This is a genomic window from Bradyrhizobium sp. PMVTL-01 (assembly GCF_051861855.1).
Classification (GTDB): Bacteria; Pseudomonadota; Alphaproteobacteria; order Rhizobiales; family Xanthobacteraceae; genus Bradyrhizobium.
In genome coordinates, this window is sequence record NZ_CP193982.1 from 5,517,840 (window position 1) to 5,530,505 (window position 12,666).

Consider the following 12,666-nt stretch of genomic DNA (forward strand, 5'->3'; position numbering starts at 1 on the left):
CCATGATGGCTCGGGGCAACAGCCCCAAATTGAAGCCGGATAGATTGGCGCAAACCGCTTCATCCCTTTGTCGATTCCTCTTGCAACGCGGGCGTGGTCCATAGATCGGCGTCAAAGCCTCCATCGTCACCAACAACCGCCGTTCTCCCGGGGGCCTGTTCGTGCTGCACGCCAGGGCGCTACCCGATAACCCGTACGACGGTCACACCTTGCGGGACGTCATCGACCGCACCGAGACACTCACCGGCTGCGCGATCGAGCGGGCCTATGTCGACAAGGGATACCGCGGCCACGACGCACAAAATCCCCGACGGATCTTCATCTCCGGCCAGAAGCGCGGCGTCTTCGGTGTCATCAAGCGCGAGCTGCGCCGCCGCTCCGCCATCGAACCCATCATCGGACACCTGAAGGCCGATGGTCACCTCGGCCGCTGCCACCTCAAAGGCCGCGCCGGCGATGCGGCTAACGTCATCCTCTCAGCCGTGGGCCACAACTTCCGCCGCATCCTCGCCTGGCTCAGAGAACTCTTGTGCCTCATCCTGCTCCAGCTATGGCGCACGTTCGGCCGTCCCGCCCCGCTCAATTCGCCTTCTTAACGGACGACTCGGTAGTCACAAGGGCAAGTCGGCCCGCGACGCCATCCGTGCCAAGGGAGCGCATCTGCCCTTCCTGCCGCCCTACAGTCCAGACCTCAATCCGGGCTCGCTCTCCCGCCGCAGCAAGACGAACGGCCGACGATAGCCGAACCGCCGCCCCTCACTGGCCAGCTCACGCAAGCGAGCCCGAAGCGCGGTGTCAGGTGGCCGGCGATACCGGTAGCGGACCATCGACGGTCCGCCCCGACGATCGAACAGGCCCGCCGTTCCGACGTTCCGACAGGCCCAGTTCGGCCTGCAGGAGCGCCGCTGCGGCGCGCTTGACGGCAGGCCCTACCATTTTTTTGAGAGCAGCTCCCGCAGCGCGGCTGCGTCCAGCATCTGCTCAGCCAGGAGCTTCAGCTTCGCGCCCCGTGGGTCGGTCAAAATCCCCCGGGTATGGTCACTTGAAACTCCCCCACCTGATGTTCACCGTCAGCGCCGCTGAACAGCGGTAGCCGGTCAGGCAGGACGTTTATTTTCGGTCCCTTTAGCCAGCAAGGGGCCAGGGAGTTGAACGTCTTGAAGCCACACCTGCAAAGCACGGTATTTACGCTACTCGATCGCAACGCCAGCCAGCGCGAGATCCACAGGCTGACGGGGATCGATCGCAAGACGATCCGGCGTTACCGGGCGCTGCGGGCCGGTGCGGAGGCAAATTCCCCCGGGGAAGCGACCACCGGCCCGGTGAGCGTGGACGGCCAAATTCCTCCACCCCGACCACCGGCTTCTGGGGCATCAGGAGCGACGGTCACCAGCAGCCTGGCCCGTTCGGCTTGCGAACCGCATCGGACGTGGATCGAAGAACAGGTCCGCCTGAAGCGGAATGCGCAGGCGATTTACCAGGACCTTGTCGATCATTTTGGCTTTCCGTCCAGCTACCAGAGCGTCAAGCGGTTTGTGCGCACGTTGCGACACAGCGATCCCGAGCAGTTTGATCGACTTGAGTTCCTGCCCGGCGAGGAGGCCCAGGTCGACTATGGCGAGGGCGCTCTGACGATTGATCCCAGGAGCGGCCGGTACCGCCGTCCCCGCCTGTTCGTGATGACGCTGCGCTACTCGCGGCGCAGCTTCCGGCGGGTGGTCTGGAAGTCCAGCCAACACGTCTGGGCGCAGCTCCACGAAGAGGCGTTCCGGTATTTTGGCGGGGTCCCCAGCTATGTCGTGCTCGACAATCTGAAGGAAGGCGTCCTCAAGCCGGATTTGTACGAGCCCGAGCTCAACCCGATTTACAGCGCGATGCTGGCTCATTACGCCGTGGTCGCCGATCCCGCGCGTGTGGCCGATCCCAATCGGAAAGGATGCGTCGAGAGTGCGATTCAACATACCCAGGGCACCGCGCTGGCCGGACGGCGCTTCGAGACACTGGAAGCCCAGAACGAGTTCTTGAGGAACTGGGAGGAGAATTGGGCCTCCAAGCGCATCCACGGTAGCACGCGTCGTCAGGTCGAGGCGATGTTCCAGGAGGAGAAGCCACACCTGCGGCCGTTGCCAGTGGCTGCCTTCCGCATCTTCACCGAGGTCGTTCGGACCGTCTGCGACGATACCACCGTGCGTGTTGATAGCAGCTATTACGCCGCGCGGCCTGCGCCCATCGGCAGTCAGGTCGTGGTGCGGATCTACGCCTCCACGATCGAGATCCGTGATCGCCACACCCATGCGCTGCTGCGTGTTCATCCCCGGATGACGCACTCCGGTTCTGTCGTCCTGCCGACCAGCGAACGGCCGTTCAATCCGTCGCGGCAAACCGCCGTGCTGCTGGCGAGCGCCGAGCGCATCGGGCCGCAGACCAGGGCGCTGTGCCAGCAAGTGTTCGACACCGAGGGGCGCCCCGGACAGCGCGCGATGTGGGGCATTGTCGGGCTGGGCCGGAAGTATCCGGCACGGCTGGTCGAGCAAGCCTGCGCGCACGCCGTCGAGAACCGCATCTACCGCTACAAGCACGTGCGTGCGACCGTCGAGCGGTTGTTCGAACAGGCGATCGCGCAGGTTGGAGCGACGCCACAGCCGGCATCGTCGCTCACCCAGGATCATCCGCTGATCCGCGCTCCAGCCGAATACGGCGATCTCTTCAGCCGTGCCGTGCGGCACGATGCCGGCGACAATGGCCGGCAGGCCGAGGCTCACGGCGACCGCACCCCTGCAACCCGCGCTCGTGGCGCCTGCGCAACCCCGGCCAGCTCCGGCGCCACGAGCGCTCCCGCGGCTTCTCACCTCACACTGGAGACCAAACCACATGATGACCATGCCGGAAATTGAGCGTTGCCTGCGACAGCTGCGCCTGTCGGGCGTTCGCGACACGCTGCAGACGCGCGTGCTGCAGGCGCAGGGCGCCAACCAGCCATTCCTCGAGACCTTCTCCCTGATCCTGCAGGACGAACTGGACCGTCGTCAGTCCCGCCTTATCGAGCGACGATACCAGCAATCCGGGCTCGACGAAAAACTGACGCTCGCCGAGTTCGACTGGACCTTCAATCCCAGATTGCCGCGCCAGACTTGCTTCCAGCTCCACACCCTGGCGTTCATTGCCGCCGGCGAAAACGCGCTGCTTGTCGGCAAACCTGGCACCGGGAAGTCCTACATCGCCAAGGCGATTGCCTATCAGGCGATCCTGCAAAGCCACAAGGTCCAGTATCTTGAGACCGACGACTTCTTCCACCGCTACGCCATGAACTCCCCGGCACAACGCGAGGTCCGGCTGCGAACCATCATCGACTGCGCGTTCCAGCCGATCGTGATCACCGATTCCAGGCCATCGTGATCACCCATTCCAGAGCATCGTGATCACCGTTTCCAGCCGATCGTGATCGCTATTTCCAGCGATCATGATCGGGGACAACCAGGAGGCGCCCACCGCTGACAGTCTGCAACCGGGGTAGCTCGGTCTTTTGCCCAACCGCAGAGGATCGAGATGCCGACAGAGAGACTGTCCATGCGCCACATTCGCGAAGTTCTACGCCTGCACTACAGCGTCGGCATGTCGCAACGCGCCGTTGCCCGCAGCCTCGGTCTGGCCCAGGGCACGGTCAGTAAGTACGTCAACCGAGCCCGCCGCGCCGGTCTGACCTGGCCGTTGCCAACGGAGCTCGATGACGACGTCCAGCTCGAGAACCGCCTGTTTCCGCCGCCTTCCGATCGGCCCAGCGACGAGCGTCCGCATCCGGACTGGGCGCTCGTGCATCGCGAGCTGCGGCGCCCGAACGTCACGCTGATGCTGTTGTGGGAGGAGTATTGCGACGCAAACTCCGACAGCTTCAGCTATGCGTGGTTCTGCGAACGCTATAAGGAATGGGCCGGCCGCCTCAAGCCGACCCTGCGCCAGGTCCATGTCGCCGGCGAGAAGCTGTTCGTCGACTATTCCGGCCACACCATGGAGGTAGTTGACGGGCTCACCGGTGAGGTGCGCAGCGCGCAGATCTTCGTCGCCGTGCTCGGCGCCTCGAACTACACCTACGCCGAGGCCAGCCTCACCCAGAGCCTGCCGGACTGGATCGCCTCGCACGTGCGGGCCTTTGCCTTTTTCGGCGGTGTGGCCCGGCAGACGGTGAGCGACAATTTGAAGGCCGGCATCACCCGGGCCTGCTTTCACGAGCCGATGGTCAACCGGACCTATGCCGATCTCGCCCGCCATTACCGCACCGCCATCGTCCCGGCGCGGCCGTATCGGCCGCGCGACAAAGCCAAGGTCGAGGTCGGGGTCCAAATCGTCGGGCGATGGATTCTGGCGCGTCTGCGCAACCGCCGCTTCTTCTCGCTCGCCGCCCTCAACGAGGCGATCCACAGCCTCCTTGTCGAGCTGAACGATCGACCTCTCCGGAGCTGGGGGCGAAGTCGGCGCGATCTGTTCGAAGAGTTCGATCATCAGGCGCTCACCCCCTTGCCGGATGAACCGTACGAGTATGCCGAGTGGAAGCGCTGCCGGGTCAACCTCGATTATCACGTCGAGATCGCCAAGCATTACTACAGCGTCCCTCACAACCTCTTGCATCAGGAGGTCGAGGCTCGCATCACCCAAAAGACCGTCGAGATCTTCCTCCGTGGCAAGCGCGTGGCCTCGCATCTGCGCAGCACCTTGCCGCATCGCCCGACCACGATTGCCGAGCATATGCCGAGTTCGCATCGCCGCTATCGTGACTGGACCCATGAGCGTATTCGTTCCGAAGCCGCCAAGGTCGGCCCCGACGCCGACACCCTGATCGACGTCATCCTGCGGTCGCGGCCGCATCCGGAACAGGGCTTCCGCTCCGCGATCGGCATTCTCGGGCTGGTCAAGCGCTACGGCCAGGAACGCGTCGACGCCGCCTGCGCCCGGGCCCTGCTGCTCAACGCCCGCTCGTACAAAACGGTCGCCGCCATCCTCAAGAACGGCACCGACAGAACCGCGCCTCCCGCCGAGGAGGCGCCCATCCTCTTCCACGCCAACATCCGTGGCCGCAGCTACTACAATTGATCAGGAGAGATCAGCATGCTTATTCACCCCACCGTCGATCGCTTGCGCGCCCTCGGCCTCGCCGCCATGGCCGATACCCTCACTGAACTGCAGAACAACCCCGAGGCGGCCGAGATGCCGCACGCCGATTGGCTCGGCCTCCTCGTCGATCGCGAGGTCACCGCCCGCGACAACCGCCGCCTCACGCGCCGCTTGACCAGTGCCAAGCTCCGGCAAGCCGCCGCCATTGAGAACGTCGACTATCGCACCGCTCGCGGCCTTGACCGTTCGCTCTTCCAAACCCTCGCCACCTGCCAATGGATCCGTGAGGCCAACCACCTGGTCATCGTCGGCCCAACCGGCACCGGCAAGTCCTGGCTTGCCTGTGCGCTCGGCAACAAGGCCTGCCGCGACGGCTTCTCCGTCCTCTACAAGCGAACATCCCGCCTGTTCGCCGATCTCGCCCAGGCGCGCGGCGAAGGCCGTCTGGCGCGCCTGATCGCCGCGCTCGAGCGCGTCAATCTCCTCATCCTTGACGACTGGGGACCCGAACCGCTCACCGCCGACCAGCGCCGCGATCTGCTCGAGATTGTCGATGATCGCTACGACAAGGGATCCTTGTTGATCACAAGTCAGGTCCCCGTGTCGCAATGGCACGACGTCATTGCCGATCCCACCCTTGGCGATGCGATATTGGACCGCATCATTCACAATGCGCACCGCCTCGAGCTCAAAGGCGACAGTCTACGGCGTCAGGCTGGCGAAAAGAAAAAACCGTGAGCACCTCGCGCACGATCGCCCCGCCGGCCCACAGGCCCCTCCCGCGCGCGTCGCTCCGTCGCTCATGGGGGCACTCCGCGCCGCGCACGGGGCCCTCCCATGGACCGCCGGAACGATCTCCGAACCAACCCGCCAGCCTTGACCAGGAGACCATTTCCAGCACACATAAACCCGTCAGTCGTGTTCGCCTCCGCATCTGATCACGATCGCTGGAATCCGTGATCACCATCGCCTGGAACACCTGATCACCATCCCTGGAATGCGCAATCGACTGCGATCTCCTCGTGCTGGACGATCTGTTCCTCGCACGCGCCATCCCTGACGACGCCGGCGCATTGCTGCAGACCCTGATCCATCAGCGCTACAAACTGCGCCGCAGCGTCATCGTTACCTCCAATCGCGTCGTGCAGGACTGGGGGACATACCTGGGGGACAACACCATGAGCACGACGATCCTCGATCGCCTGATGCATCATTGCCATCTGCTTGAGTTCGACGGACGCAGCTATCGGCTCAAAGAGGCCGCTGAAACTCTTGCCCGGGAAACAAAGGCAAACTAACAATCACCATGTCCTGCCTCGCGGGTGGAGGAATTTGACTGACCATACCCGGAGGAATTTGAAGTGACCCGCGGGGGCTTCGCGTTCTCGTCCTCAAGAGCCTTGAGCCGCTTCGCCTCCGCGACCTCCATGCCACCGAACTTCGCCTTCCAATCGTAGAACGTCGCCTCCGATATCCCGTGCTTGTGGGCCAGGTCCGCCGCCTTCGCCCCAGTCCCTGCTCCTTCAGCAGCGCTATGATCTGCTCTTCCGTGAACCGCTTTCGCTTCATCTGTCCGTCCTTCGTCAGGGCGGACTCTAACCCAGTCTGGAGGAATTTCTTAGGGGCAGGTCAGCGGGGTCATCGCCGCCTGAAGGCACTTGACCGTCAAAGTCCTGGAGCACTCCCCCTTTAGAACCGAGCGCGCCTCGATCGCTGCCATGCGGCGAGGCCTCACGAGCTTATTGGTTGGGCGCTACGTCGATATCCGTGCTGCACAACCCAAATCGAGGTCCATGCGCCTCACGACCCATACCTAAGAAATTCCTACCTTAGCAGTCATCGACCAAGCCCTCTCGGTCACCGATCGCCGTCCATCCAAATCTTATTGTGGTTCGCAGGTTGCAAGAATTGCCAACTCTGGCGTCTCCGACAAGGGTGATCGTAGGTACCACCACATCGTAGGATGGGGAATACCAGCCGAGTAAGGGGTCCTTCGTTCCAGAGACTGCCCGCCAATTCATCAATTCCGGCAAAAGAATCTCGGCTTGGCTTCGTCCATTCTCACCAGACCAGGAAAGCTGAACCGTGTTGCCAGTGAGAGCGCACCCGATGGCCGGATGCAAGTGAAACATCAGTCGAACCGGCACACCATCAGCACCGGAGATCTGATCATCAATATTCAGCTCGCGGCGTCCACGGTTAAGCTCAACACGCCGGCTGTGAGTGACTCCGAAACGTCGCTGGTAGCCATCATGTTTTCCTTCAGCAGTGGCAACGGGCAGTCCCTCCTCCAGACCACTCGCTTCAAGCAGGAGCGCCTGAGCTGCCCTCGTCCATAGGAACGGTCCACCGCTCTCCGATTGATCCACGCCACACACCTCGAGCGTATTGTGCGCTGCAGTCGAGCGGAAATACTTTCTCCAAGCCCTAGAGGCATTGTAACTAAATGTACCGGGATCGACTAAGATCGATTGACCACCGCAGCGCAGCTCAATCGCCAGGGCGTCCGCATGACCGTGGGCAGCAATTGAGAGGTAGCCGAGCGGCCCAGCGTCAAAGACGCAGTAAATCTCATTCGGAGTGTTGCTCTCAGAGCGCAAGACTACGAGTCCTGCATCAGGCGCAAGCGAATTTCTGCTCTGGTGAAGTTGGCGCGTGAGTCCTCCCGGTGGTGTCGCAATGCGCCCCCACAACCACGACCGCAGCGGCTGATCGTTCAGACGCGGCCACCAATCAGCTCGCCCAAACCACGCCGCACCGAGTTGCAGCAGATCGATCCATTGGCTGAAACCCGGAGCATCCAACAAGAGACCTTGCGCGTCGTCGCTGTCGCCCTGCCGTGGAGGACGACCTCTATGATCCGTAAAATCGGCCAATCGAAAAAGAATATCCGCCGCTAAAGTCCAGGCGGCAGGCGGCCAAGGATCGTCGCTCAACTGCCCTTCAATCAAGCAAAGTACCAGCGCTTCCAGGACATAAGCGTTGTAGCCACTGCCCAACTCACGATTGATGCCGCTCTCGAAGGTTTGGTTCCGGAACTCTCTCTGCAAGATAATCCGAGCCTTCGTGCGCCAATCCGCGCTTTCCGAAAACCAAGGCATACTGCACGCCGCCAGATAAAGCCCAGTAGCTTCATAGATTAAGTGGTTGTTGGCTGACGACCCCAAGCTCATGCGACGGATCAGCAACCATTGATGCTGGTAGACACATTCGACGAAGGCTTTGTTATTCTCGAACTTGCATTTCACATATTTCCAATCCGCAAGTAGTCTGCGTGTCCAGACGAATGCTATCAGCCTCATACCAAGCTCGATCCCGCTGGACCAGTGCACGCCATTGAGAAACGAGTTGGCCGCTCGCCACGATCCAATCTGACTCGCAGCGGCCTCGGCGTAAGGAACGCTACCCGTTAACCAATAGGCCATCGCGAGCATGGTCGTGTGGTGATGCCGAGATAATTCCCACACATACTTCGTTTCGAAGCCGACTCCCTCCCCGTGTATTCGAATGTCAAACGCATATGCGTTCCGGGGAAGTGTCACTTGGCTTTTCGGATCAAGATGCCAGTCGACGTTTGGTGTTACGTCCTTCCGCTCGAGGGAAAAGGTAGGCCAGCGACCTTCTAGGAGTGCATCGGAGCTCTTTATTAGAGCGTCGCGCGGCGCCTCCGGCGCCCCCAGCGCTATCGAGTGATTGAGCCTTCCCCGGAACTGCAGCTTGTCAGCTACTGTGTTTGGCTGCGGCGCAGTACCGCGTGCATAGAAACGATATCGCCAGTACTCCTGCGCCCCCCAGTCCCTAACCCGGGCGCCAATCTCATCCGGATCCATTGCTCGCAGACGTCGAAAGTACCAACTAGCATTCATGTGAGCGCGCCAATCAGCTAATGTCCTCGAGATAGTCAGCGGCGCCGAGCATGATTGTCAATCAGTAACAAGCATGTTCGTCCACGGCGGGTTTGTGAGCGGGCGCGAGCGGACGTTTTCCGGGACGAGGGCGGCGTGCTGGCGGAGCCGATAGCTCGATCCCTCGATTTGGATAACAACGGCGTGGTGAAGCAGGCGATCAAGCAATGCTGTGGCGACGACGGCATCACCAAGGACCTCGCCCCATTCAGCAAAGCCGCGGTTCGAAGTGAGGATCATCGCGCCCTTTTCATAGCGGGCGTTGACCAACTGGAAGAACAGATTGCCGCGGCCGGGGCACGACCGGGAGGTCGACGACAAGGAGGGAGGCGCTGGCGAGGAACCGCAGGCGCTCGCGCAAAGTGCTTTCCCGTTCGGCTTTGGCGAGGATGGTGACGATGTCGGCGAGCGTGGCTAACGCGACGCTCTTTCCCGCCTTCACAGCCTCGACCGCGAGTGCCGTCGCGAGATGGCAATTGCCGGTCCCGGGCGAATGGAACGTCAACGTCGGTCGTTTACCGAGGAGCACAAGCGCCAAGCCGTCGAGCTGGTGGTGTCGAGCCGTCGCTCGGTCACCTCGGTGGCCAAGGAACTCGGTCTGCGCGATTCGGTGCTGCGGCGCTCGGTCGACAAGTTGCGGCAGGAGCCGACATATCGTCGGTCGCGCCCCACCCCGCAGGCGACGCCGATGTCGGCGAACCAGCTTCGGAGATCGCCCGGTTGCGCCAGGAGAACGAACGGCTGCGCATGGAGGATCGCGACTTCGCCGGAACTGAGATGAGCTTCCGCTTCATCGAGGACCACCGCGATGCCTATCCGGTGCGGCTGATGTGCGCCGTGCTCGAGGTCTCGCCGGCTGGCTATTAAGCCTGATCGCGATCGCCCCGTGAGTAAGCGGGCAAAATCCAATTCCATGCTCCTGACTGCGATCCGGCAAGTCCATCACGACAGCAGCGGCCGCTACGGCAGTCCCCGCGTCCATGCCGTCCTGCACAGGCAGGATCGAGGGCTTCTACAACCGAACCAGGCTCCATTCCGCCCTTGGCTATGACGCCCCGATCGAGATGGAGCTAAAAGCCGCCTAACCCCGTCCACTTTTTCGGGGAAGATCACAGCGTAGGTCCACTTCAATTTTTGAGGGCTAGAGGCAAGAGGCTAACGATCGAATGACTGCCGCTACTTCAAGCGGCGCGCCGCGATGAGGATCATGTTGTTTGCGCGGCTCGGCGAAAGATGGGACGCTAAGAAGCGATTGAGTCGATCGGCACCACCGAAATATGAAGATTCGACCGGCGTAAAGCCACCAGCTTCTAGGTATTGTTCCAAATCGGCGAGTGTTACGAAATGCTGAAGATACTTGATATACTTCGGCCGACCGGTAACGCCATGCACAGCACGAACGAGTTTGCGCGAAATGGAATCTCGATTAGACATAGAAAAAATCAGCGTGCCCCGTTTTTTGAGGAGACCGCGCGCAAAGGCCAGCGCATCCGGCACAGAGTCCATGTACTCGATGGCGCTTGATGAAATCACAATATCGACCTGGGGCAATGTTACCTGGCCTGGTATAGGTAACCTGCTCTGCCGGAATTCGATTCGGTCAGAGATTCCATGCGCAGCGGCGTTCTTACGCGCAACAGCGAGCATGCCCTCTGCTCCGTCGATGGCAATAACACGCTTGGCATATTGAGCGAGCAGGGAAGTGATGGCGCCGCTGCCGCAGCCGAGATCGTAAGCCAAATCGACTCCAGAAGCGTACTTGGCTAGATACTCTTTCCATATCCTCAGGCGCTCCAATCGGTTGGAGTCATAGGAATAGCTCTGATCGAACTCGCTTGCGATCTGTGTGTGAAACTCTAGCGCATCAACCGGTCTCTGTTTCACGCTTCTCTCTCCGCATCCATTCGGGTCCCATTCGCAGGTGCCAAAGCTGGGCTGAAATTGCATGGCGGCTCAGCCAGTGATGCTCGATACAGCGCAAGACAGGAACGTCTTGTGTCCCGTCGCCCGGGCGCCGCGATGCCCATGTTGCGCATCAACGGCTGCACGCGCTTGCGATTGATGCGACAACCTTCGCCATTGAGCATCGCCATCATCCGTCGCGGGCCCAAGACCGGCGAGGCCGTGAACAGCCGGTCGGCCTGCCGAATCAGCTCAATGTGGTTGTCGTTGTCATTGGCCGGCTGCGGCAGCCGATATATGCTCGATTGCGCAACGCGCTGCAGTTGGCATAGCCGGCGGATCGACAGATTCTCCTGATCGCGCTGAAGCAATCCTCGGCGATCCGGAGCGCTCATCTTCCGGACCTCCTGGCTAAGGACTCTCGCTCGACTGCCAATTGTACCGCCGCCGGCGCCCAGACGAATATCTCACACTAAAAGCTTTGTCATAAGCACCTAACAGTTTAGCCATCTCGTGGTCCCAAGCGAGTTCGCCGTAGATCCGCTTCCGGCCAAACGCACCCATACGGTCACGCCGCACCGGATCATCTATAAGTTCCAATATCTTATCGCCGAACTCCGCAGTATCCGTATTCTTTGCATACAAAGATGCCTCTTCAGCGGAAATGCGCCCTTCGGTGAGATCAAATTGGACAATAGGCTTGCCCAACGCCATGTACTCCATGATCTTGTTCATCGTTGATTTGTCGTTCATCGCATTGGGGCGATCTGGATTTACGCAGACGTCCGCGGTCGAGAGTATTGCGAAGAGCGTCGCATCATCCACTCGGCCGGTGAATGTCACCAATTCGTCCAACTCAAAGGCCGTTGCAAGCTTCTTTACATCCTCCAATTCCGGTCCACTTCCGACAATAACGAACTGGACATCATCGCGGTTTCGTCTCTCGCGGATATGCTTGATCGACTCAAGGAGCAGATCGATCCCCTCCTGTTTTCCAATGACCCCCACATATCCGACGAGGAATTTCCGTCCCTTCTTCCAGGAGGGATCTGATGGAAGCGACCGCACGCGAGACAGGTTTGGACCCGAGCGGACAACGAACACACGATCTGGATTCATTCGCCCTCGTTCAAGGGCAATCGTCCGATATGATTGATTTGTTGCTATTGATACGTCGGCCAATGTGAACGTCAGGCGTTCAAACAGCACCATAGCATGCCACAAGAGGCCACGGCGCCCGAACTTTGCCTCGTAAAGCTCAGGGTTGATATCGTGCTGATCGAAAATGAAGGACTTTCCGAACAGAATTTTGTGAAATGCTCCGATTACGAAAATCAAGTCCGGCGGGTTACAAGCGTGGATTACGTCGAACCCGTGCTTTGCGAGAACTTTCAAACTGAGCACGAACTCCCAGAATAATGCGGTGCTGTACTCCGTGACATAGCCTAGCAGCCCGCGTCCCTCTGTCGGCAGCCAGTGGCGGTAGATGGCTATTCCCTCGATCATCTCGAATGAGGCCGTCGCGTTTGGTCCCTTGGGACAGATGATCGTCACCTCATAGCCATGACGCGATAGTGTGGTGGCTTCCGACCACACTCGGCGATCGAACGGCACTGGAAGATTTTCGACGATCATGAGTACTCGGCGTGGAGCCGAACCCTTGATCCCGGGTTGGGTCGCCCGCTCCAAACCAGCCAATCCCACCGAAACCGAATCCGAACGGGTCAATTGAAAATGTTCGCTGTTCACGCCG

General features: G+C 60.7%; 10 protein-coding genes and 7 pseudogenes. 10 read left to right on the top strand and 7 right to left on the bottom strand.

The genetic code is table 11. The annotated features are described in order from the left end of the window. Nucleotides 1–107: 107 nt before the first annotated feature. Together ACRQ5Q_RS26965 and ACRQ5Q_RS26970 are read left to right on the top strand one after the other, a co-directional pair. A pseudogene (locus tag ACRQ5Q_RS26965) lies at nucleotides 108–596 on the top strand (IS5/IS1182 family transposase); the annotation flags it as partial. A gap of 7 nt (nucleotides 597–603) precedes the next feature. Then, nucleotides 604–699: pseudogene (locus tag ACRQ5Q_RS26970) on the top strand (transposase); the annotation flags it as partial. On the opposite strand, the pseudogene ACRQ5Q_RS26975 reads toward ACRQ5Q_RS26970, so the two are convergent. Continuing rightward, nucleotides 699–1,058 (bottom strand): annotated as a pseudogene (locus ACRQ5Q_RS26975) (IS3 family transposase); the annotation flags it as partial. The pseudogenes ACRQ5Q_RS26970 and ACRQ5Q_RS26975 sit on opposite strands and share 1 nt — an antisense overlap. A 54-nt stretch (nucleotides 1,059–1,112) precedes the next feature. On the opposite strand from ACRQ5Q_RS26975, the gene istA (ACRQ5Q_RS26980) reads away from it, so the two are divergent. From istA (ACRQ5Q_RS26980) to ACRQ5Q_RS27000, 5 genes and pseudogenes are all read left to right on the top strand, one after another. Next, nucleotides 1,113–2,894: an IS21 family transposase gene (istA, locus tag ACRQ5Q_RS26980; protein ID WP_439399826.1), complete on the top strand. Its 1,782-nt coding sequence runs from the start codon at nucleotides 1,113–1,115 to the stop codon at nucleotides 2,892–2,894. Next, nucleotides 2,872–3,354: pseudogene (locus ACRQ5Q_RS26985) on the top strand (ATP-binding protein); the annotation flags it as partial. The gene istA (ACRQ5Q_RS26980) and the pseudogene ACRQ5Q_RS26985, both read left to right, overlap by 23 nt. 192 nt (nucleotides 3,355–3,546) lie before the next feature. Then, nucleotides 3,547–5,085, top strand: a complete 1,539-nt coding sequence (gene istA, locus ACRQ5Q_RS26990) for an IS21 family transposase (RefSeq protein ID WP_439392910.1) — start codon at nucleotides 3,547–3,549, stop codon at nucleotides 5,083–5,085. 15 nt (nucleotides 5,086–5,100) lie between these two features. Beyond that, a complete protein-coding gene (gene istB / locus ACRQ5Q_RS26995; RefSeq protein ID WP_439392912.1) occupies nucleotides 5,101–5,844 on the top strand; it encodes an IS21-like element helper ATPase IstB in 744 nt (247 codons plus the stop codon). Between the two features lie 254 nt (nucleotides 5,845–6,098). Continuing rightward, nucleotides 6,099–6,404 (top strand): annotated as a pseudogene (locus ACRQ5Q_RS27000) (ATP-binding protein); the annotation flags it as partial. Nucleotides 6,405–6,481: 77 nt separating this feature from the next. Here ACRQ5Q_RS27000 and ACRQ5Q_RS27005 read toward each other — a convergent pair. The 3 genes and pseudogenes from ACRQ5Q_RS27005 to ACRQ5Q_RS27015 form a co-directional block, all read right to left on the bottom strand. Then, nucleotides 6,482–6,675 (bottom strand): annotated as a pseudogene (locus ACRQ5Q_RS27005) (transposase); the annotation flags it as partial. A 260-nt stretch (nucleotides 6,676–6,935) separates the two neighbouring features. Further along, nucleotides 6,936–8,936, bottom strand: coding sequence for an alginate lyase family protein (locus ACRQ5Q_RS27010; protein ID WP_439392914.1), 2,001 nt, complete (start codon nucleotides 8,934–8,936; stop codon nucleotides 6,936–6,938). A 93-nt stretch (nucleotides 8,937–9,029) separates the two neighbouring features. Then, nucleotides 9,030–9,501: pseudogene (locus ACRQ5Q_RS27015) on the bottom strand (ATP-binding protein); the annotation flags it as partial. A gap of 3 nt (nucleotides 9,502–9,504) precedes the next feature. On the opposite strand from ACRQ5Q_RS27015, the gene ACRQ5Q_RS27020 reads away from it, so the two are divergent. The 3 genes from ACRQ5Q_RS27020 to ACRQ5Q_RS27030 are packed head-to-tail and all read left to right on the top strand — an operon-like array spanning nucleotide 9,505 to nucleotide 10,062. Further along, entirely contained in the window at nucleotides 9,505–9,792 is a 288-nt protein-coding gene (locus ACRQ5Q_RS27020) for a transposase (RefSeq protein WP_439392916.1), read from the top strand. Beyond that, nucleotides 9,732–9,878 (top strand): hypothetical protein, encoded by a 147-nt coding sequence (locus tag ACRQ5Q_RS27025; RefSeq protein ID WP_439399975.1) that lies wholly within the window; start codon nucleotides 9,732–9,734, stop codon nucleotides 9,876–9,878. The genes ACRQ5Q_RS27020 and ACRQ5Q_RS27025 overlap by 61 nt, the downstream gene beginning before the upstream one ends. A gap of 46 nt (nucleotides 9,879–9,924) precedes the next feature. After that, nucleotides 9,925–10,062 carry a transposase gene (locus ACRQ5Q_RS27030; RefSeq protein WP_439399878.1) on the top strand — a complete coding sequence of 46 codons (138 nt, stop codon included), beginning with the start codon at nucleotides 9,925–9,927 and terminating at the stop codon, nucleotides 10,060–10,062. A gap of 125 nt (nucleotides 10,063–10,187) precedes the next feature. Here the strand turns inward: ACRQ5Q_RS27030 and ACRQ5Q_RS27035 are convergent, their stop codons facing one another. From ACRQ5Q_RS27035 to ACRQ5Q_RS27045, 3 genes are read right to left on the bottom strand one after another with little or no spacing between them, the layout of a single operon-like run. After that, entirely contained in the window at nucleotides 10,188–10,895 is a 708-nt protein-coding gene (locus ACRQ5Q_RS27035) for a class I SAM-dependent methyltransferase (protein WP_439392918.1), read from the bottom strand. Beyond that, on the bottom strand, nucleotides 10,892–11,308 hold the full coding sequence (locus ACRQ5Q_RS27040) for an IS3 family transposase (protein WP_439392920.1): 417 nt from the start codon (nucleotides 11,306–11,308) through the stop codon (nucleotides 10,892–10,894). The genes ACRQ5Q_RS27035 and ACRQ5Q_RS27040 overlap by 4 nt, the downstream gene beginning before the upstream one ends. 16 nt (nucleotides 11,309–11,324) lie before the next feature. Next, nucleotides 11,325–12,548 (bottom strand): glycosyltransferase family 4 protein, encoded by a 1,224-nt coding sequence (locus ACRQ5Q_RS27045; RefSeq protein ID WP_439399879.1) that lies wholly within the window; start codon nucleotides 12,546–12,548, stop codon nucleotides 11,325–11,327. Nucleotides 12,549–12,666: the final 118 nt, after the last annotated feature.